21 protein-coding genes are annotated in these 20,283 nt (G+C 59.7%); 9 read left to right on the top strand and 12 right to left on the bottom strand.

The window, feature by feature from the left end; translation table 11 throughout:
* The first annotated feature begins 23 nt into the window (after positions 1–23).
* From ACYU70_RS12355 to ACYU70_RS12330, 6 genes are all read left to right on the top strand, one after another.
* Positions 24–1,643 carry a DUF4153 domain-containing protein gene (locus ACYU70_RS12355; protein WP_342300121.1) on the top strand — a complete coding sequence of 540 codons (1,620 nt, stop codon included), beginning with the start codon at positions 24–26 and terminating at the stop codon, positions 1,641–1,643.
* 26 nt (positions 1,644–1,669) lie between these two features.
* Positions 1,670–1,891: a hypothetical protein gene (locus ACYU70_RS12350; RefSeq protein WP_342300120.1), complete on the top strand. Its 222-nt coding sequence runs from the start codon at positions 1,670–1,672 to the stop codon at positions 1,889–1,891.
* Between the two features lie 128 nt (positions 1,892–2,019).
* Complete coding sequence (locus ACYU70_RS12345) at positions 2,020–2,268, top strand: hypothetical protein (RefSeq protein ID WP_342300119.1); 249 nt, start codon at positions 2,020–2,022, stop codon at positions 2,266–2,268.
* A gap of 279 nt (positions 2,269–2,547) precedes the next feature.
* Positions 2,548–2,940 carry a hypothetical protein gene (locus ACYU70_RS12340; protein WP_342300117.1) on the top strand — a complete coding sequence of 131 codons (393 nt, stop codon included), beginning with the start codon at positions 2,548–2,550 and terminating at the stop codon, positions 2,938–2,940.
* Between the two features lie 51 nt (positions 2,941–2,991).
* Entirely contained in the window at positions 2,992–3,450 is a 459-nt protein-coding gene (locus tag ACYU70_RS12335) for a hypothetical protein (RefSeq protein ID WP_342300116.1), read from the top strand.
* A 129-nt stretch (positions 3,451–3,579) separates the two neighbouring features.
* Entirely contained in the window at positions 3,580–5,982 is a 2,403-nt protein-coding gene (locus ACYU70_RS12330) for a penicillin-binding protein 1A (RefSeq protein WP_342300114.1), read from the top strand.
* Between the two features lie 35 nt (positions 5,983–6,017).
* Here ACYU70_RS12330 and ACYU70_RS12325 read toward each other — a convergent pair whose 3' ends face one another.
* The 4 genes from ACYU70_RS12325 to ACYU70_RS12310 all read right to left on the bottom strand — a co-directional run bounded on the left by ACYU70_RS12325 (position 6,018) and on the right by ACYU70_RS12310 (position 8,828).
* Positions 6,018–6,371 (bottom strand): hypothetical protein, encoded by a 354-nt coding sequence (locus ACYU70_RS12325; protein WP_342300112.1) that lies wholly within the window; start codon positions 6,369–6,371, stop codon positions 6,018–6,020.
* Positions 6,372–6,740: 369 nt separating this feature from the next.
* Positions 6,741–7,673 (bottom strand): TIGR01777 family oxidoreductase, encoded by a 933-nt coding sequence (locus ACYU70_RS12320; RefSeq protein WP_342300110.1) that lies wholly within the window; start codon positions 7,671–7,673, stop codon positions 6,741–6,743.
* Between the two features lie 95 nt (positions 7,674–7,768).
* Positions 7,769–8,428, bottom strand: a complete 660-nt coding sequence (folE, locus tag ACYU70_RS12315; protein WP_342300109.1) for a GTP cyclohydrolase I FolE — start codon at positions 8,426–8,428, stop codon at positions 7,769–7,771.
* Entirely contained in the window at positions 8,421–8,828 is a 408-nt protein-coding gene (locus tag ACYU70_RS12310) for a 6-pyruvoyl trahydropterin synthase family protein (protein WP_342300107.1), read from the bottom strand. The genes folE and ACYU70_RS12310 overlap by 8 nt, the downstream gene beginning before the upstream one ends.
* 276 nt (positions 8,829–9,104) lie before the next feature.
* Here ACYU70_RS12310 and ACYU70_RS12305 point away from each other — a divergent pair, with 276 nt between their 5' ends.
* Positions 9,105–9,812 carry a hypothetical protein gene (locus tag ACYU70_RS12305; protein WP_342300106.1) on the top strand — a complete coding sequence of 236 codons (708 nt, stop codon included), beginning with the start codon at positions 9,105–9,107 and terminating at the stop codon, positions 9,810–9,812.
* A gap of 159 nt (positions 9,813–9,971) precedes the next feature.
* Entirely contained in the window at positions 9,972–10,376 is a 405-nt protein-coding gene (locus tag ACYU70_RS12300; RefSeq protein ID WP_342300104.1) for a hypothetical protein, read from the top strand.
* A 108-nt stretch (positions 10,377–10,484) separates the two neighbouring features.
* On the opposite strand, the gene rplS is transcribed toward ACYU70_RS12300, so the two are convergent.
* The 8 genes from rplS to ACYU70_RS12260 all read right to left on the bottom strand — a co-directional run bounded on the left by rplS (position 10,485) and on the right by ACYU70_RS12260 (position 19,325).
* Complete coding sequence (gene rplS / locus ACYU70_RS12295) at positions 10,485–10,868, bottom strand: 50S ribosomal protein L19 (RefSeq protein ID WP_342300102.1); 384 nt, start codon at positions 10,866–10,868, stop codon at positions 10,485–10,487.
* A 168-nt stretch (positions 10,869–11,036) separates the two neighbouring features.
* A complete protein-coding gene (gene trmD, locus ACYU70_RS12290; RefSeq protein WP_342300101.1) occupies positions 11,037–11,711 on the bottom strand; it encodes a tRNA (guanosine(37)-N1)-methyltransferase TrmD in 675 nt (224 codons plus the stop codon).
* Positions 11,712–11,787: 76 nt separating this feature from the next.
* Positions 11,788–12,363, bottom strand: a complete 576-nt coding sequence (rimM, locus tag ACYU70_RS12285; protein ID WP_342300100.1) for a ribosome maturation factor RimM — start codon at positions 12,361–12,363, stop codon at positions 11,788–11,790.
* Positions 12,364–12,459: 96 nt separating this feature from the next.
* Complete coding sequence (locus ACYU70_RS12280) at positions 12,460–13,005, bottom strand: 30S ribosomal protein S16 (RefSeq protein WP_342300098.1); 546 nt, start codon at positions 13,003–13,005, stop codon at positions 12,460–12,462.
* Positions 13,006–13,161: 156 nt separating this feature from the next.
* Complete coding sequence (locus ACYU70_RS12275) at positions 13,162–13,950, bottom strand: acyl-CoA desaturase (protein ID WP_342300097.1); 789 nt, start codon at positions 13,948–13,950, stop codon at positions 13,162–13,164.
* Between the two features lie 270 nt (positions 13,951–14,220).
* Positions 14,221–14,931, bottom strand: coding sequence for an RluA family pseudouridine synthase (locus ACYU70_RS12270; RefSeq protein ID WP_342300096.1), 711 nt, complete (start codon positions 14,929–14,931; stop codon positions 14,221–14,223).
* 252 nt (positions 14,932–15,183) lie between these two features.
* Positions 15,184–15,999: a 3-methyl-2-oxobutanoate hydroxymethyltransferase gene (panB, locus tag ACYU70_RS12265; RefSeq protein ID WP_342300094.1), complete on the bottom strand. Its 816-nt coding sequence runs from the start codon at positions 15,997–15,999 to the stop codon at positions 15,184–15,186.
* Positions 16,000–16,145: 146 nt separating this feature from the next.
* The gene (locus ACYU70_RS12260) at positions 16,146–19,325 is read right to left on the bottom strand and encodes a putative LPS assembly protein LptD (protein ID WP_342300092.1); all 3,180 of its coding nucleotides are present in this window, start codon (positions 19,323–19,325) and stop codon (positions 16,146–16,148) included.
* A gap of 196 nt (positions 19,326–19,521) precedes the next feature.
* Here ACYU70_RS12260 and ACYU70_RS12255 point away from each other — a divergent pair, with 196 nt between their 5' ends.
* Complete coding sequence (locus ACYU70_RS12255; RefSeq protein ID WP_425293342.1) at positions 19,522–20,262, top strand: N-acetylmuramoyl-L-alanine amidase family protein; 741 nt, start codon at positions 19,522–19,524, stop codon at positions 20,260–20,262.
* Positions 20,263–20,283 lie beyond the last annotated feature (21 nt).

Below are 20,283 nucleotides of genomic sequence, written 5' to 3'. Positions count from 1 at the left end.
CTCATCTATTTAGTTCATTTTCAATGAATCCTGTCATTCCATTGTCCGAAGATTCGGATGCTGCTTCGATGTCATCCGTACCTGCGGCTTCGCTTTCAACCATTCAGAAGGTGCTGCTCCCTCTGGGCGTGGTGCTTTTCGACTGGCTTTTCTGGCGCGAAGGCGGCGGCGTAAACATGCTGGTGTTCACGGCCTTTATCGTGGTGGCGCAGCTGCTGATGCTACCCCGCCACGCGGCGGCGCGCCGCTCGGGCTACTTCTGGCTGATGGTGGGCGGCAGCCTGTTTGGGGCCGCCATGATGGCAGTATATGGCTCTGGGGCGGCGGCGCTGGCCTGCATGGCCTCGGTGCTGCTGCTGCTGGGCTACGTGAACCAGCCGCACCTGAAGCTGGTGCTCTACGCCCTGCTCACGGCGGCCAACAGCCTGGCGCAGGCTTGGCTGCGGGTGTTGCGGAGTGTGCGTGCCCCGCGCAATACCGGGGCCGGCGTGCGCCGAAGCTGGTTCTACGGCCGCTTGTTTCTGGTGCCGCTGGGCATTCTGGGGGCTTTCCACGTGCTCTTTGCGGTGGCCAACCCGCGTTATGAGGCGCTAAGCGGCCAAGTGCTGGCGCAGCTCGGCGAGTGGCTGGGGCGGCTGCTGCCCGATATTTCCATTGGTCACCTGCTGTTTATCGCGCTGGGCTTTCTGGTTACGGCCGGGGTAGTGGTGGTGGTGCCGGTGTATTATTTCGCCGACCACGAGTCGCGCTTCGGGGAGATTGTGCGGCGGCAACGCGACCGGGTGGCCTCTTTCGGCGTGCGCCGGCCGGACTTTAGCTTCCGCCACACCCGGATGCTGGACTTGCGCAAAGAGTTTCTGGCCGCCGCCGCCGTTTTCGGGCTGGTGAACGTGCTGCTGCTGGCGGTGAATGCCATCGATATCAATTGGCTCTGGTTTGGGTTTGAGCCCGCGCCGGGGTTTGACCTCGCCCAGTTCGTGCACGAAGGCACGTATGTGCTCATTTTCAGCATCCTGCTCGCCATGGGCATCGTGCTGTGGTTCTTCCGCCGCAACCTGAATTTCTACCAGCCCGGGCTGCCGTGGCTGCGCTGGGGCGCTACCGTGTGGGTGATGCAGAATGCCGTGCTGGCCATCTCAGTGGGCCTGCGCAACTACTACTACATCCTTAACAGCGGCATCGCCTACAAGCGCATCGGCGTGTGCTTTTTTCTGCTGCTGGTATTCTTCGGGCTAGCCACAGTGCTGCTGAAAATCTGGCAGCGCCGCTCGGCCTACAGCCTCATCCGCCTCAATTCGCTGGCCGTGTACGCGGTGCTGCTGCTGCTCGCCGCTGGCAACTGGGAAGTCTGGATTGCCGAGTACAACCTCCAGCCCCGCTTTCGCAGCATCGATGTGGGCTTTCTGCTGTCCATGCCAGGCCGTACTCTGCCCACGCTGGTGGCTCATCGCAGCCAGCTCGATGCTGCCGCCCACCTCACCACCGAGGACCAGTACGGCAATGCCACCACCATCCCGGCCGCTGCCGCGCAGCAGCAGCTCAACGTGGCCGTGGCTAACTGGCGGGCGCACCACGCGGCCCAAACCGGCTGGCAGGGCTTCACCTACGCCGACTGGCAGGCTTACGAGCAGCTGAAAAATTAACAGTCACTTGTCAATAAGAGCATAAAATGGCTTCCATCTCTCAATTCGCTCTCACTTTCCTCGGTGTTCTGTTCTGCATCGGCGATGTGGCCGCGCTGGGCCTGCTGCTGGCTTGGCAGGAGCGCGCCGCCTCGCCCGATGCCCGCTGGCGGCGGCTAATACGCGGCGTGCTGCCAGCCACCATTGTGCTGCTGGCGCTGCTACTGCTGGCCTTCACCCAACTCATGCTGCTGTGGTCGCGGCAGTAGGGGCGCTTGCCCGCGTAATCATGCGCTCTAATAAATGGAATTGGCTGCCGCAATGGCCCGTGGTGCCGCCCCGGCTGTGGCTCACAGCGGCAGCCACTATCATAGCCGGCCTGGGCATAATCTTTCGGATGGAAATATGGCCGCACCACCCCAAGGCCCACCTGTGGAATTGGATTGTGCTGGGGCTCCTGCTCCAAGCTGGCGGCATTCAGGTAATCAGAGTGTTGCGAGCGTGGCTGCAGGAATGCCACGGCCCCGGCTTGATTCGGATTATGCTGTGGGGAGCGACATTGCCTGTTTATGTTGCAGTGGCGCTGCTGGTAATTGGATTTGCCTTTTTCATCTGCTTTAACCTCGGAAGCATCATCGCGCAGTAGTCGCGGTTCAGGAGGCATTGCCTTCTTATGGGAATGCCTTTTGGGACTTGTCCAATCAGGGGATTATGTAAAAAGCCGTATTCGGCAAACAGACCACATGTCCTGGCAAAAGCTGTTTTTAAACCTCCAGTTAAGCACTTACAGCAGTCGGATTCGATTGCGAGCTTGACCTCGAAACTTGAAATAATGATTTATTAAAGATTATTGTTTAGCTTGGCGGCCCGTTGGGCTTCCCATCCTGAGAACAGCCCGCTACGGCACCATCATCGCCTACATTACATGGCCCGTAAGCTGCTTCTGACTGTGCTCATCATCGCCCTGCTCATCGAGCTGGCGCTGACGGGGGGCGCGTTTTTCGCACCGGCTTTCACGCTAAAGCAGTTCGGGGTGAAATATGGCCCCGATACTACATTCCTGGCCTACATCGTGGCGTGGCTGCTGCTGTTTGTGTCTTTGGTGGCGGCCGTGGCCGTAGTGCAGGTCTGGAAGCGGCGGCCCGGCTTTGCTACCTGGTGCTACCTGCTGGGCGTGTGGTGGATAGGCATTGGGGCGGGTATTTATTTTGCTTTTGGCAAGCCCGACAATTTATTGCTGGATTCCGTAAAAGGCCTGTTGATTATCGTCCTCACGTGGCGTTGCCAGGCCTCGCGCATCATGGCGCGGCGTTACTAGCCGAAGCTCAGTATCTTGGGGCCAATTAGCCGCTCTGCATTGTCCCGCCCTATGCCCACTTCTCACCTCCATCCGCTGGCCGTCGTTCCGAAACTCTCGCGCTTTGGCCGAGCCCTGGCCGGCGCGCAGGTCCTTAAGGAAACGCTGAGCATCATCTTCCTGGGCCTGCCGTTAGTGAAGGCCGCGCCGCTGGTGTTATTGTCGGCGCTGCCCGGCGTGGCGCTATACCTGTTGCATTGGCAGCTGGCGCTGGGGCGCGTGGGGCGCGTTTTTGCGGCGGCGGTGTGGGGCTTCACCCTGATTGATGAGCTGTGGGGCCTGTTTCTCTTTCAGGAGCTGGATTCGCCCACGCGAGGCCAGATTCGCCTGCTGCACTGGAGCTATTTCCTCGGCCTAGGCATTATCCTGCTGGCCCTGGGCGAGTTGGGCTGGCGCTGGCAGCGTCGCCGCGCCAAGGCCCAGCGCAACGTGCACCACAAAGCCATTCTGACGGCCCGGCAGCGCCACTAGAACCCGCATGGTACTCGTGCCACACGTATTGTGGCAACGGGCTAAATTTTCCCGTTAGGGCGAGGCAACTGGTATATTTGCCGTTCTTCGTGGCGGAGCCTGGACTCCGCTTCCCACTTGCCGCCTCGCATGGCCGACCTCAAAACGTCTCCTTCCGCTTCATCTTCCGGCGCTAAACCCAAGCCGCCGCGCCGCCGCTGGCCGTTGCGCGTGGCCAGCTGGGCCTGGGTGCTGTTCGGCTTCGTCGTCATTCTATTTCTGGTGTACCCGTTTCTGGTGAGCACCAATTTCATGTTCCTCTTCGGCAAGTCGCCCAGCTTGGCCGATTTGGAGAACCCCAAGGTGGAGCAGGCCTCGGAAATCTACACTTCAGATGGGGTCTTGATTGGCAAGTATTTCCGCGAAAACCGCTCGCCAGTGCCGCTCAATAAGATGTCGCCCGTACTCATCAAGGCACTTATTGCTACCGAGGACGTGCGCTTCTACAAGCACTCGGGCATCGACCTGGAGGCTGTGCTCGGCGGGGTATTTTCGTCGTTGCGCGGCGAGAAGCGCGGCGGTTCCACCATCACCCAGCAGCTGGCCAAAAACCTCTACAAAATCCGCCGCCAGCAGAGCCGGGGCGCGCTGGGCTACATCCCGGTGGTGAGTACCATCGTGGCCAAAACCAAGGAATGGCTCACGGCTGTGGACCTGGAGCAGCGCTACACCAAAGAGGAAATCCTGCGGATGTACCTCAATACCGTGGAGTACGGCTCCAGCGCCTTCGGCATCAAAGTGGCGGCCAAAACCTTCTTTAACACCTCACCGGATAGCTTGAAACCCGAGCAGGCCGCCATGCTGGTGGGCGTGCTCAACAACCCCACGGCCTATAATCCCAAGTTCCACCCGGCCGCCGCGCTGCGCCGCCGCAACGTGGTGCTCGACCGCATGGCCCAGGCCGGCGTGCTGCCCAAAGCCGAAATCACGGCCCTCAAAGCCATGCCCATCGTGCTCGACTACCACGTCGAGAAGCACATCGACGGGCCGGATACCTACTTCCGCAGCGCCATCAGCCAGTTTGTGGATGCGTGGTGCGACAGCACGGGCCACGATATGTACCGCGACGGCCTCAAAATCTACCTCAGCATCGACTCACGCATGCAGGCCCACGCCGAAGAAGCCTTGCACGAACGCATGAAGGCCTTGCAGCGCCAGTTCGACAACTTCTGGAAAAACAAGGGCAAGGACCCGTGGGTGGACGACGAAGGCAACGTCATTCCCGACTTCATCCTGACCCAGATGAAGCGCACCGAGAGCTACAAAACCCTCGCCAACCACTACCGCAACCAGCCCCAACGCCTGGATTCGGCCCTGAATGCCAAGCGGCCGATGAAGGTATTCACCTGGAAGCACGACGACAACGACACCACGCTGGTGATGTCGCCGCTCGATTCGCTGGCCTACTACAAGCACTTTCTGCAATCGGGCATGATGTGCATGGACCCCTTCACCGGCCACATCAAGGCCTGGGTGGGCGGGCTCGACTACCGCTTTTTCAAGTACGACCACGTCAAACAAGGCAAGCGCCAGGCCGGCTCCACGTTCAAGCCCTTCGTGTACCTCACGGCCCTCGACAACGGCTACTCGCCCTGCGACCGCATCCGCGACCAGCGCGTTACCATCAACTACGTCGAAAACGGCAAGCCCATGGAGTGGAAGCCCGACAACGTGACCCGCGAATACACCGGCATCAATATGACGCTGCGCCACGCCATGGCCCGCTCCGTGAACTCCGTGACGGCCCAGCTGACCGAGAAAGTGGGCTGGGACAACGTGGCCAAATACGCTCACAAAGTCGGCATCACCTCGCCGCTACTGGCCGTGCCCAGCATCGGCCTCGGCTCGGCCGGCGACGTGAGCGTGTACGAAATGGTGGACGCCTACAGCACGTTCATGAACACCGGCTTCCGCTCCGACCCGCGCCTCGTTACCCGCATCGAGGACCGCAACGGCAACGTTATCAAGCAATTCGACCCGGTGCAACACCGCGCCATCCCGGCCGAAACCGCCTGGCTGATGACCTACATGCTGCGCGGCGGCATGGAAGAGCCCGGCGGCACCTCCCAGGCCCTCTGGGACTACGACCTCTGGCACAACGACAACCAAATCGGCGGCAAAACCGGCACCACCTCCAACTACTCCGACGGCTGGTACATGGGCATGACCAAGGACCTGATGACCGGCGTGTGGGTGGGCGGCGAAGACCGCAGCATCCACTTCACCGGCTCGCAGCAGGGCGAAGGCGGCCGCACGGCCCTGCCCATCTTCGGCAAGTTCATGGAGAAGGTGTACAAGGACAAAGACCTCGGCTACACGCCCGGCCACTTCCCGCAGCCCACCGTCAAAATCACCAAGAAGTATAACTGCGTGTCGCCCGAGGAACCCAGCCGCCGCCGTGCCGAGGCCGTGGACACCATCGCCGCCGACAATCTATTGGAGCAGATGAACAACGGAGGCGGCATCCCGGATAGCGTGAAGGGCGGGCGCTAGTTGTAAAGGAGTTTTTGGCGATTTATAGCCAAAAGCTACGGATTAAACCACTTCTTCATCAGGGCTACGCGAGTTAAGTGCCCCAAGGTCGTGTGCTTGGGATGTAATTTCTGATGCTCATTTTTAGAGAAAATCCCCAGTAACAGGTGCCGCAATGGTATCTCCGATGTCACGTATTCATCCACTGGGAAATCGTTCGGATTGCTGATTCCGAAAGTGGAAAAGTAGTTTTCGTAAAAGATATAGGTATCGAGTCCTGCGATAGAAACATCGTCTTCGATTCGGGTTTCGGCTGTTAATGCCGCTCTATCAACGCCTAATTCTACTGCAATAAAATCCTTAAGCATAGTCAGCATATGCTCGTATTCGGGCGTATTAGAATGAATCATTGATTGTAACTCAATAGCAGGGGAATTTACCTCACCATCGGATGCCCAGCCGGAGCCATCGGCTGGCTTGCGGGACCATCGGATGAGTTTTCAGATGCGTCGGCTGGCTTGCGGAACCATCGGAAGGCTTTCCGGATGCATCGGCCAGCTTGCGGGACCATCGGAACGGTTTTCAGAGCCATCGGCTGGCTTGCGGAGCCGTCGGACGAGGTTCCGGAACCATCGGAACGGTTTCCGGATGCGTTGGAAGCCTTTCCGGAGCCGTTGAATGGTTTGCGGAGCCGTTGGAAAGGTTTCCGGAACCGTTGAATGACTTGCGGAAGCGTTGGAAGCCTTTCCGGAACCGTCGACTGGCCCACGCCGGCCGTTCTACTCCCCTCCGTACAGCGCCTCCAGCGCCCCGCGCAGCTCCGGATACTCGTAGGTGAAGCCGTGGGCCAGCACCTTTTGGGCGCTCACATTCTGCGAGGCCAGCACGATTTCGCTCATCTCGCCCATGGCCAGCTTCAGGCCGAAGGCCGGCACCTTGGGCAGAATCAGCGGGCGGTGCAGCACCTCGGCCAGCACTTCGGTGAAGGCCTGATTGGTGGCAGGGTAGGGGGCCACCGCGTTGTAGGTGCCGTGCCAGGTCGGGTCTTCCAGCATGGCAATAAACAGGCGGCACAAGTCGTCGAGGTGAATCCAGGACATGTACTGCCGGCCGCTGCCCAGCGCCGCGCCCGCACCCAGCTTCACCGGCCGGGCAATCTGGGGCAGGGCCCCGCCGTCCTTGCTCAGCACCACCCCAATGCGCGGAATCACCGTCCGGATGCCCAGCGCCGCGATGGGCGCGGCCGCCAGCTCCCATTGGTTCGATACGTCAACCAGAAAGTCGTTCGTAGACAGCACCGGGAGCGTTTCCTCGGTCACCAGCTTGTCGCCGGCATCGCCATAAATCCCCACCGCCGAGGCCGAAATCACGGCCTGCACGTGGTGGCCGGGCTTGGCCAGCTCGCGGGCCAGCAGCGCCAGGCCGCCCAAGCGGCTGGTCATAATCTCGCGCTTGCGCTCATCGGTCCACTTGCCATCGGCCACGCTGGCCCCGGCCAGGCTCACGATATAATCGGCAAAGGGGATAGCCGCTTCGTCAATCGTGCCCGCCTGTGGGTCCCACCGGAAGCTGCGGAAGTGGCTGCTCTTGGCCGGCTCGCGGCTCAGCAGCGCCACCTCGTAGCCGCTGTCAATCAGCATTTCGGCCAGGCGGGTGCCAATGAGGCCGGTGCCGCCGGTGATGAGGACTTTGCGAGGTGAAGTATCGGTCATGGTTAGTATTTCGAACAAAAGTAAAACCGTCATTCTAAGCCGCCGCTACTCCGGCCAAGTGGCCCGAATAACGGTCCCACCACAATCCATCCAATCTATTTCCCAATCTGCCGCAGAAACTCCCGCCGCAGCGCTTCATCCTCAGCAAAACGCCCGCCATATTCGCTGGTCAGCGTCGAGCTGCTGGTATCGTTCACGCCCCGGCTCATCACGCAGAGGTGGTCGGCTTCGATGAGCACGGCCACGTCGTCGGTGCCCAGGCTCTGCTTCAGCTCCTCGGCAATCTGGCGCGTGAGGCGCTCCTGCACCTGCGGCCGGCGGGCGTAATACTGCACCACGCGGTTCAGCTTGCTGAGCCCCACCACATGGCTGCCCGGCAAATACGCCACGTGCGCCTTCCCGATAATGGGCACGAAATGGTGCTCACAGCACGAAAACAGCGTGATGTCACGCTCCACCAGCAGCTGGTGGTAGTCGTAGCGGTTGTCAAACATGCGTACCTCGGGCCGGTTTTTCGGGTCGAGGCCCTTGAACCATTCCTGCACGTACATCTTGGCCACGCGGCGCGGCGTGCCGGCCAGGCTGTCGTCGGTCAGGTCGAGGCCCAGCTCGCGCATAATGGCCTCAAAATGGCCGCTGATGGCCGTAATCTTATCTTCATCAGAGCGCACGAAGGCATCATCGCGAAGAGGAGTGCGCAGGCCCGCAGGCAAATGGGCGTCGGTGGCCGGAACCGGTCCGGAAGGGTTATCCATGATATTCCACAAAGTTACGGTCCGTCTCGTAGAGCGTCACCGATAGGGCCAGGGCCGCGTCCAGATGCGGGCGCAGGCGCTGCCAAATTACCACGGCGATGTTTTCGGCCGTGGGGTTTAGATGCCGGAACTCTTCCGTATCCAGGTTCAGGTTGCGGTGGTCGTAGCGGTTAAGCACCTCGTGCTTAATCAAGTCGCTCAGCCGCTTCAGGTCGTACACGTAGCCGGTTTCCGGGTCGATTTCGCCGGTCAGCCGCACGGTCAGGTTGTAGTTGTGGCCGTGAAAATGCGGGTTGTTGCACTTGCCAAACACCTGTTGGTTGTGGGCATCGTCCCAGGCGGGATTGTGCAGGCGGTGGGCAGCGTTGAAATGCTCAGTTCGGCAAACGGTTATCAGCATAGGCGGCTAGAACCTCAGATTGCGATACTTTGTTGCGTCGCGTTGCCCCAGACTGGTAGTATTCTGAGGTCTTGGAGTCGCAATAATAAACTTTTGTAGAATTTAATGTGGCCCTGATATGAATAAATCAACAAAAACGGCATTATTCTGAAAAAAGTAGTGGTTGGCCGAAGTTGCATAGAATAAAGGTCCTAAATTTGAAAAGCCGGACAACGGTACCGTTAGCAACGGCTTTCTGACCGACCATTTTTAATGCTTTCATAAGTTTTTATTCCCATGAAACGAAGCGTACTAGTTCTAATCCTGATATGCCTGGCTACGCTGGGTAGCTATGCCCAAAAATCCCCTGTTGATGAAGCAGATAAGTCAATCAACAGCATCCCGCGCAAAGGCCAGCAGGTGAGCATGCAGCTCGATAACCGCCGCGTAGAAGCTGCCTGGCTCAAGCAGTTAGGTGATAAATTCGGCAGCAAGCTCAAGAACACCAAAGGCGTGCTCACGCTGGACGGGGTTATCATCGAAGAAATTGCACCCAACCCGATTCGCGTTATCAGCAAGGTCGACGCTACGCCCACCGGCACCACTGTTTGGTGGAGCATTGACCTCGGCAACGCCTACCTCGGCAAAGAGTCGACGCCCGTGCAATGGAAATCGGCTGAGAAGTACCTGAAAGACTTCGCCCGCATGATGTACCGCGAAGATTTGGTGTCGCAGATTTCGGAAGCCGAGCGCGCTCTGGTGGCCTCGCAAAACAACCACATGGCCGTTATCGAGAAGGCTAACACCATCAAGAAGGACATCGAAAAGAACAAGGCCCGCAAGCTGGAAATTCAGCAGATGCTGGCGGCTAACGCCGCTGAACTCCAGCAGTTCAACAACCTCATCGACACCAACCTGAAAGAGCAAGAAGCTGCCCGCGGCGACATTGTGAACATGCGCGTGGCCCTGGAAGCCGTGAAGGACCGTTTGAACAAGATTGAGTAGTGCGGGCCGGATTCGGCAGACACACATTATAAAACAAAAGGCCCCGCCCTCACCGGCGGGGCTTTTTGTTTGCCCAGCGGCCAACCCTACCGGCCAAACTACGTTGGCAATAAAGGCAGTAGCTACTGCCGTATTAACCCAACCCAAGATACCCCACCCATGGAAAAGACCGAAGTTCAAAACCAGGTACACCTCGATAGCGCCATCCATCTCCTCGCCGGCGACCTCTCCGAAGTAACCGACCGCGCCGGTCTCGATAATCAGTTTCAGCGCTGGATTGAAGACCTGAAAGCGGCCAACAACCCGGCCTTCCACCAATTGGTAGTCGACCTGCAGGCCCTGAAGGCTCATTTCGGCAGCGGCTCGCTCGATGTGAACGTGATTGCCCCCCTGCTGGCCCGTATGGGCACCAATACCACCCAAGCCGCCAACTTTGCTGAAGGCAACACCGCCCCGCGCGTAGCCAAGCTGGGCGAAACGCTGTCGGCCGTGGCCGCGCAGCTGAAAGGCGGCTCCGTTACGCCCGATGGCACCGTGCCGCAGGATATGTCGTCGCACGACTAGGTTGCCCGTTCAGCGCCAATTGGTGCTGCTACAAACCCAAAAAAGCCGGTCCCACATGTGGGACCGGCTTTTTTGTTATTAACAACAACCCGAAGGTTGCGGCAATGCTTAAGCTACGGGAGCCTTGGCAACCTGGTTCAAGCGACGCTCTTTGATACGAGCTTGCTTGCCCGAGAGGCCACGCAGGTAGAACAGACGGGCGCGACGTACTTTACCGCGACGCACAACCTCGATTTTCTCGATGTTAGGCGACAGCAGGGGAAAGATACGCTCGGTGCCGATTTGGTTCGAAATCTTGCGAACGGTGAAGGTTTCGCCGTTGGAGCTAGGGTTACGACGCTGAAGAACAACGCCCTGGAACTGCTGAATGCGCTCCTTAGCACCTTCGCGGATTTTCACGTGCACGTTAATCGTGTCGCCGGCGGCGAACAGAGGGAAGCTGGCGCGGCGCTCCTGCGATTCGGCCTGGATAAAGTCAAGTAGTACGCTCATGGCTGAGAAAATTGCGAAAGACGGCGCCGCCGTCGGGAATTAGTATTTTACGAAACGGAGCGCAAAGATAGCGCTTTCCGGTGATGATAGCAAGGGGTTTGTAGAACATAAGCCAGCTTGTTCCCTGATTTGCTGCCAATTCAGAAAAAGAACAAGCTGAAGCGTGTTCTACGAGAGCAAATCGGGACGGCGGGCCTGGGTGCGGGCCAGGGCCTGGTCGTGCCGCCACTCTTCAATCTTGGGCGTGTTGCCCGAAAGCAGAATTTCCGGCACGGCTTGCCCGCGCCACTCTGCCGGCCGGGTGTAGATGGGCGGAGCCAGCAGGTCGTCCTGAAAAGAGTCGGAGAGGGCCGATTCCTCGTTGCCCAGCACGCCGGGCAGCAGCCGAACCACAGTATCAACCAGAATGGCTGCGCCGAGTTCACCGCCGCTCAGCACATAGTCGCCCACGCTGATTTCGTGGGTGATGTAGGTCTGACGGATACGTTCATCGATGCCTTTGTAGTGGCCGCAGAGCATGATGATGTTCTGCATCAGCGAGAGGCGGTTGGCCAGTGGCTGACGCAGGGTTTCGCCATCGGGCGTGAGGTAGATGATGGCGTCGTAGGTACGTTGGGCCATTAACTCGTCCATCCACGCGGCAATGGGCTCGACGCGGAGCACCATGCCGGCCCCACCGCCAAACACGAAATCATCAATCTGACCGTGCTTGTTGATGGCTTTGTCGCGCAGCTGGTGCACGTGGATTTCGGCCAGGCCTTTGTCCTGCGCCCGCTTCACGATGGAATGGGCGAAGGGGCTGACCAGCAACTCCGGCAGGCAGGTGAGGATGTCGATTCTCATGGCAGTAGCGCGGACTTTTAGTCCGCGAGTCGGTCAGTGCATTCGGAGGTTGTTACTCGCGGACTAAAAGTCCGCGCTACTCCGCTTCGTCGGCTTCGTCCTGCTGGCGGGTGCTGGGTTTGAGGTACACGTCGAGCAGGCCGTCGGGCAGGTTCACGTAAATCTCCTTTTTGGCGTGGTCGGCGTGGCTGATTAGCTCATCCACTACCGGAATCAGCACTTCCTGGCCCTGGTAGCGCATGGCCAGCATGTCCTGCTGGGGCAGCTCGTAGAAGTTTTCCACGGTGCCCAGGGTGCCCAGGTTTTCATCAACCACGGTGAAGCCGATGACGTCGTGGAAGTAGAACTGGTCCTCTTCCAGCTCGGGCAGGGCGGCCAGGGGCAGGTGCAGCTGCGAGCCGCGTAGCGGCTCGGCTTCCTCAATGCGTTCGATGCCGCGTAGTTTAATTAGTACCTTGTTGCCGGACTGGGGCTGCACTTTTTCGATTTGGTGCTCCACCAGCTTGGTGGGGGCGCCGGCCAGGGTGAGGTACACCGTTTTGAGCTTGGTGTAGGCCGAAACATCGTCCACGTCGAAGTGCGCCACTAGGTGGCCGCGCAGGCCGTGGGTTTTGATGAGGTAGCCGAGCTGATAGGTTTCGTCGAGCGTCATAGTCGTAGGGGAGGGGATAACGAAAAAGCGTTTGGGGGTTGCCAGCCGGTCCGGCTCACAACTCCCAAACGCTTTCGGTTTTCAGGTGCCTGAATACTACTCGGCAGCAGCTTCGGTAGCCTCTTCGGCCGGAGCCTCGGTAGCTTCTTCAGCGGCCGGAGCGGGGGCGTTAGCAGCCAGCAGAGCAGCAGCTTTCTGACGCTGAGCTTCAGCACGAGCCTCTTTTACCTTGGTTTCGGCGTCGAAAGCAGCTTTCTTGGCGGTAGCCTTGGCATCATCGAGGCCAGTGCGCTTGCCTTCGATTTTAGCATCTTTCTCGTCTTTCCAGGCGCTGAAGCGCTGGTCAGCAACTTCCTGGGTGATGGCACCCTTGTCAACACCCAGCTGCAGGTGACGACGGTAGAGCACGCCGCGGTAGCTGAGCATGGCCCGAACGGTGTCGGTGGGCTGAGCACCGGTCATCATCCAGTAGAACGCGCGGTCGGCGTCGTAGTTGATGGTGGCGGGGTTGGTTTGGGGGTTGTAGGTGCCGAGTTTCTCAATGAAACGGCCATCGCGGGGAGCGCGGGCGTCAGCTACTACGATGTCGTAAGTCGCGGCCTTTTTGCGGCCACGACGGGCGAGGCGGATTTTAACTGCCATAAACCGGTGGGGTTGTGTGACGGAGCTCGTCCGTCGGGTGAGGGTTTCCCGAAATTGGGAGTGCAAAGGTAGCGTTTGTTCAGGGTATTAGCTAGGCTTGGTCATAAAAAAAGCCCTGGCGTGGAGCCAGGGCTTTCTTGAAATATCAACTGATGATTACGCTGCCATTGCTTCGCGCTTGGGCTTGGCCAGCTTAGAAATCGTGCTCAAATTCATGTTTTTGCGCTTCACCTTAATGATGCCCACTTTGTCGAGGCCCCAAATGGCGACGTAGGTGGGGTCGAATTCCCACCACTTCACGCCGAAGTTGACGCGCATGGGCAGCTTGTGGTGGTTGTTCTGGAATAGCTCACCGAAGGCCAAGAAATCGAGGGCCAGCGTGTTGCGGGATTTGTCGCGGTTGTCGAAGTTTTGGTAGCCGTATTTGTGGCCGCCCCAGTTCACGATAGCGCCGTGGATGGGGCCCATCAGGAAGTGAATGGGCAGCAACAGGTACTGCCACCACGCCGTGGCGAAGTTGATGTAGAACAGCACGTAAGCCGTGCCCCAGGCGAGGCGCGAGTACACGGTGCCGCCGAATTTATCGAGCCAGCTCCACTCTGGAATGTCGCCCTCGAAGCGCTTGGCACCTTCGTGGTTGTGGTTTACTACGTCGTTGTAAATCACCTTGGTCTTCCACATCATGTCGAACGCATTGTTCGAGAAGTGGGGCGAGTGCGGGTCCAACTCGGTATCGGAGTAGGCGTGGTGCATGCGGTGCAGCAGCGCGTAGGCCCGGGGCGAGAGGAAGCTGCTGCCCTGGCAGATATAGGTGAACAGGAAAAAGAATTTTTCCCAGAACTTGTTCATCGTAAACATCTTGTGCGCCGCGTAGCGGTGCAGATAGAATGTCTGCGTAAACAATGACAGATAGTAATGGGCAACGAAAAAAATCAGAATAGCCATGTGAAGCTGTTGTGAAGAAGCTGACCGCACAAGCAAAAGGACTTGGGTTAGGTTCAGCGGCAACGATACAAAATTACGGCCGGGGTTAGGGCAGTGGGGTTTCCGGTTCGGAAAGGCCAAAATCTTGCACGTAGTGGCACGAGCTAGCGTCTGTCATCCTGAGCGGAGCGAAGGACCTTATCACGTCACAACGCATTGTTCCGCAGTAACGTGATAAGGTCCTTCGCTCCGCTCAGGATGACAGATAATTGTTGCCTGGGCCAGATGGTCTTACTTATAATACTCGCGCGCCGCGTCCCAGTGTGGGGCGTCGGGCAAGGGAGCCACGAAAGTCATTGATTCTTTCGTGACGGGGTGCTGCAATTGTAGCTGGCGGGCGTGCAGGGCGATGCTTACGTCGGGCAGGGGGGCGATGAAGCCGTATTTCACGTCGCCGATGATGGGGGTACCGAGGCCGGTAGCCAGCTGGGTCCGAATCTGGTGCGGGCGGCCGGTAACGGGGTTTACCTGCAATAAATAGCGGTTGCCGGCCATGCCCAGCAGCTCGTAGCTCAGCTCGGAACGCAGGCCCTGGCTGTGCTTTTCGGGGTAGGCTTTGGTTACGTTGCGCACGGTGTCTTTCACCAGCCAGTGCACCAGGGTGCCGCTTTCGGGCACGGGCGGCCGGCCGGTAAGGGCCCAGTAGGTTTTGTGGATTTTATCGTCCCGGAACATCTCGTTCAGGCGGCTCAGGGCCTTGCTGGTTTTGGCCAGAATGACGATGCCCGACACCGGCCGGTCGATGCGGTGGCACACGCCCACGAAGGCTTCGCCGGGCTTCTTATACTTGAAGCGCAGGTACTCGGCGGCTTTTTTGGAGAGGGGCTCGTCGCCGGTAGCATCGCCCTGCACGAGGATGCCGGCGGGCTTGTTGATGACGAGAAGATGGTTGTCTTCGAACAGAATTTCTCTGCCTTCGGACCAGAGGTTGGGACGATTCACGCGGCGGGAACGGGCGGGATATGGAGTATCAGCAGGAGCGGGCCAGGGCCCCTCGGGGGCTTCCGCACGTCATCAGACCACACTCACCGGGTGCTCCACTCTTGCTGTTGCTGGCACGAAGATACGAAGCTGAATGGGAGTGCGCAGGGTAATGGCTGTCATCCAGAGCCGAGCGAAGGACCTTATCACCGCCTAACGAGTTGTTCTGGCGTGATAAGGTCCTTCGCTACGCTCAGGATGACAAACGGGAACCTAGTACCCTTCTTCTTTGCTGGGGAACTCGCGGCTTTTTACGTCGGCCACGTAGTGCTGCACGGCTTCGGTCATCACGTCGTGCAGTTCGGCGTAGCGGCGCAGGAAGCGGGGCTTGAACTCTTTGGTGATGCCCAGCAGGTCGTGCACCACGAGCACCTGGCCGTCCACGTCCGGGCCGGCCCCGATGCCGATGACGGGAATGGTGAGCTCTTCGGCCACTTGCTTGGCCAGGGAGGCGGGGATTTTTTCCAGCACCAGGCCGAAGCAGCCGATTTCCTGGAGCAGGCGGGCATCTTCGAGGAGCTTTTGGGCCTCGGCTTCTTCTTTGGCGCGCACGCTGTAGGTGCCGAACTTGTAGATGGACTGCGGCGTGAGGCCGAGGTGGCCCATCACGGGGATGCCGGCCGTGAGGATGCGCGTGATGCTGTCCTTAATCTCGGCGCCGCCTTCGAGCTTGATGCCGTGGCCGCCCGATTCCTTCATGATGCGAATGGCCGAGCGCAACGCTTCCGACGAGTTGCCCTGGTAGGAGCCGAAGGGCATATCGACCACCACGAAGGCGCGCTTCACGGCGCGTACTACGCTCTGGGCGTGGTAAATCATCTGGTCGAGGGTGATGGGCAGGGTGGTTTCGTGGCCGGCCATGACGTTGGAGGCCGAGTCGCCGACGAGCAGCACATCCACGCCCGCGCCGTCGAGAATCTGGGCCATCGAGTAGTCGTAGGCCGTGAGCATGGATATTTTTTCCCCCCGCTCCTTCATGGCGAGCATCTGGTGGGTGGTAATGAGTTTGACTTCCTTGTGCTGAGACATGGCGGGCAGGCAGGTTTGCGAGATAAAAGGCCGTTTGGCGGGGCAAAGCTGGCAACAATTTCGTTAGCCCGCGCCGCGCGCCCAGCAAAAAGCCCCTGGCCGAAGCGCAGGGGCTGAAAACGAAATGCGCCGTTCGCGGCCCGGGCCTACTGATACTGCGCGTAGCGGTTGCGGTTCAGCTTGAGGTCCTGGAGCAGGCTGCTCTTGGCCGCGATGGTGAAGTTGTAGCCCTTGAGTTGGCCGAAGGGAATCCAGGTGCCGTTAATCTGCCAGCAGTGCAGGTCGCGAAAGAACGACACGGTGGGGAACGTAACGGCCTGGCTGGTGAAATCATACCCAAACCCGGTGGTGAAACGCAGGTTTTCGGTGAGCTTGATGGAGCCATCGGCCCGGATGTTATTGAGCGCCAGAATGGGCGGGCGCGTGCTGGTCGGCGTGAGGGGCACAGCATTGGTGGTATAGCCGGCCGAGTACGACACGTTAAGCTCCCACGGAATCTCGAAATCGACGTAGTCGGCGTAGTAGTTGGGGCCTACCGCGCCCAAGCTGGGGTTGTTGGCCGGAGCCACGGCGCGGGGCACAGCGCTTTTCTTCTTGCCGGTAGCCGGGTTGAAGGAATAATTGGTCTGGAAGCTGGCCGAGGCCAGACGCAGCAACTTGCGTGGGTCGGCCTCAAACAGAAATTTATTGATGGGCCGGCCCTGGCTGTCGCGCTGATACGCCTCGAAGCTGGCTCCGCTGTTGAGGCTGAGTTTCCGGGCGATTTGGGTGCGGAAAATCACGTTCAGCGGGGTGAGTTTCTGGACGCCGGGGAGGGCGGCGAAGTTGTAGCCGATGTTGAAATCAAGCCCGTCAATCAGGCTCACTTTCTTGAAAGGATTGAGGCCGGTGGTGTCTTTGGAGTCGCGCACCTTCATCTCCACCGAGTTTTGCAGGCTGAAGGAAACCTGGCTCTGGCGGGCCCCGCCGGGCACTGAGTACAGGAAATTGCTGTAGTTGTTGAAGGCGTAGCTATTGAGAATTGCGGCGTCGGTGGGATTATTGGCGAATAAAGTCTGACCGAACTGGTTGGTGTAGCCACTCAACACATTGGCACCCTGCGGATACACGCTTTCCCGCTTGTCCAGCGGCGGGGCATAAGCGTAGTTCAGGCTGGGCGTGGCTTTGTGGCGGATGGCCTGGATTTTATGCGTGCCTTTGCGCACAATGGTACCGTAGAACGTGGTGTTCAGGCTCAGGGCGGCCGAATATCCGTTGACGCGGTTGAAGCCGTACGTGGTGTCGATGCGAACGGCCTGGGCCACGGGACTGTAGCTGTAGTTCAGCTTCTGAGCAAACCACACTTCGCTGTACGATACCGACGGGCTCAGCTTGAGGTGCGGCCCCAGCGAGTAAGACCCCAGCCCAATGCCGAACTGATGCTGCATGCCATTGCGGGAGTTAGCCAGCAGCCGGCCGATGTTGGCAAAGCTTACTGGAATGTTGGTAGGCGTGCTGGTGCCGCCCAACAGCGGCAGGCCGTTGCTCAGGGTGCGGGACGTGAGCACGTTGCTCAGCTCGTTGCGGGCCGTCACGTTGTAGCTAAAGGTGAACTGCTCGTAGGTGCTGGCACCCAGCTTGCCACCCGCGCCCGGCTTGATGCCGAACCACTGGTACGGGTACTGCCGGGCCAGGCCCAAGCTGATGTCGGGCAGCACGAAGGTCATGGTGCCGTCGGTGCCCTGGCTCTGGCTCACTTTGATGTCGTAGTTCCAGGGCGAGTTCCGAATCTGCTTCGAGTATCCGATGCTGGAGCTGAACTGGGTGGACAGGTAGCGGCGGGCATCCAGGCTGTTCACCTTGTTGAAGCTGCTGGTGCCGGCGTTCACGCTGGCCGTGAAGCGGCCCCCGCCGGGCTTGGGCACCGGCGTGTGGTTCCAGGTCACCCAGAACGAGTTGGCCGACGGCGGCTTGATGTAGACCGGCGTGGTCGTGAGCGCATCGGTGGCCAGGATGGGGTTGAGCGGCCGGTTCGAGAAGCGGAAGTTGAAATTGCCCTGGTAGGTGTAGCGCTTCAGGTACGAAAAATCGGCGGTAGCCCCGAAGCCGCCCCAGGTCTGGGCGTTGCCGGCGTAGATATCGCCGGTGAGGCGAATACCGATGTAGTCGTTCGGGGCGAAGTAGTAGCCGCCGTTGGTGAGGTAGTAGCCCCGGTCGGCGGCCTGCCCGAAGGTGGGAATGAGCACGCCCGAGCCCCGGCTCTTATTCGGCGTCGGGAAGAAGCCGAACAGGAAGCCCAGCGGCGTGGGAATGTCGCCAATAACCAAATTGAACGGCCCGGTCACCACTTTCTCGCCCGGAATTACCTTCATGCGCTTGGCCTGAATGTAGAAGTGCGGGTGCTCTAGGTTGCAGGTGGTGTAGCGCCCCAGCAGGCCGTTGATGTCGCCGTTGGGCATCCGCTTGATGGTGGAGGCGCTCACGTAGCCTTCGCCCTGGGTGGTCACGGCCTCGGTCACCTTGGCCTTTTTGCTCTTGAAATTGTAGGCAATGCTGCCGGCCGTGTACAGGCCACCCTTGTCCTTGAGCACGGGCCGGCCTTCCAGCTTGTGCTTCAGCGAGTCGAGCCGACCGTCGGCCTGCATGGTGTTGGTGCCGTAGTTGATGGTGATGAGGTAGGCCTTCAGGTCGGTGTCGCCATACGTCACGCTCGACTTATTGTAGAGCCGCGCCACCTTCTGGGTCACATCGAACTGAATGGAGTCCTGCGCCTTGTAATTGATGGTGGTTTCAATCTGGCCTTTGGGCCGGGCCGCCACTTGCACTGAGTCGTTGGTGCGGCGCACGCCATTCACCAGCCCGCTGGTGTCGGTGGGCGAATTGAGGCCGCTGGGGCGGGCCAGCGTATCGGGCACGGGCTTGTGCGATGCGCCGGGCACCCGCGACTGGCCGGTATTGCGCACGCCGGGCGGTGGCGGCCCCACGGGGTCGCGCGGGTCGACGGAAATATTACGCACCGGTGGGGTAGGAGCCGAGCCGGCCCGCTGGCCGGGTTTGGCCGCCGGAATGGCCTTGGGGCGGGCCACCGTGGTGGTGTCGCCTTGGCTGGTGGGGGCGGCCAGAATGGCCTTCACCCGCGCCTTGCGGGCCTGGATTTTGGCCTTGCGCGCAGTTTTGGGCTTGGGCTTAGTGGGCGTGCCGGTCTGGCCCCAGGCGGTGCCGGGTAGGCCTGCTAGTAGAAGAAAAAAGAGGCCAAACAGGGCAGGGTAGGCCCATGAGAAGCCAGTGCGGCGGCGCGGCGCGGGCCGGAAATCAGCTTCGGAACGAAGGCCAAACCAAACAGGCAAAGTATAGTAGCAGTTAAATCGTTTACTTTTGGGGCTTCTACAAAGGTAGCAGGTCGCTACCGCCCCTTCAACGAACAACGTGCGGATTATTGTCATCCTGGCCAGTGCCGCTTTGCTATTGCTGGGCGCCGGCAGCGGCGAGTGGAAAGCGGAGGCCCAAACTCCGGCCGACTCCGCCCGCATCGCCCCCGATTCGGTGCTCTCAGCTGCTTCTATTAATGCTAATGCGCCCTACCGCTACCGCTTGCGCACGGTGGTGCTCGATGCCGGCCACGGCGGCAAAGACCGGGGCTGCGCCGGGGCCAGCGCCCGCGAAGCCGACGTGGCCCTGAGCCTCATTCTGGCCCTGGGCCGCCAGATTGAGGAAAACATGCCCGACGTGAAGGTGATTTACACCCGCAAAACCAACGTGTTTATCGAACTCGACGAGCGTGCGGCCATTGCCAACCGCAACCACGCCGACCTGTTCATCTCCATTCATTGCAACGCCGGCCCCAGCCAGAGCCATGGCACCGAAGTCTGGACCATGGGCCTGCACAAAAGCACCGCCAACCTGGGCGTGGCCCAGCGCGAAAACTCGGTAATTCTGCAAGAAAAAGACTACAAAACGCGTTACGACGGTTTCGACCCCAGCTCGCCCCAGTCGCATATTTTGTTCTCGTTGTTCCAGTCGGCCTACATCACCAACAGCCTGCGCTTTGCCCAGCGCGTCGACCGGCAACTGCGCACCAGCGTGAGCCGCCCCAGCCGCGGCGTGAAGCAGGCGGGCTTTCTGGTGCTCTGGAAATCCACCATGCCCTCGGTGCTCATCGAGTCGGGCTTCCTCACCAACCCGGCCGAAGAGCGTTACCTCAACGATAAAGCCAATCAATCGTATATGGCCGCAGGCATCTACCGCGCCTTCCGCGAATACAAACGCGAGCTGGAGGGCGGGTAATTAAGCGGCGCATTCGGGCGT

The organism is Hymenobacter segetis (assembly GCF_054776495.1).
The sequence above is the reverse complement of the archived record's forward strand: the minus strand, read 5'-3'. Positions and strand labels throughout refer to the sequence as shown.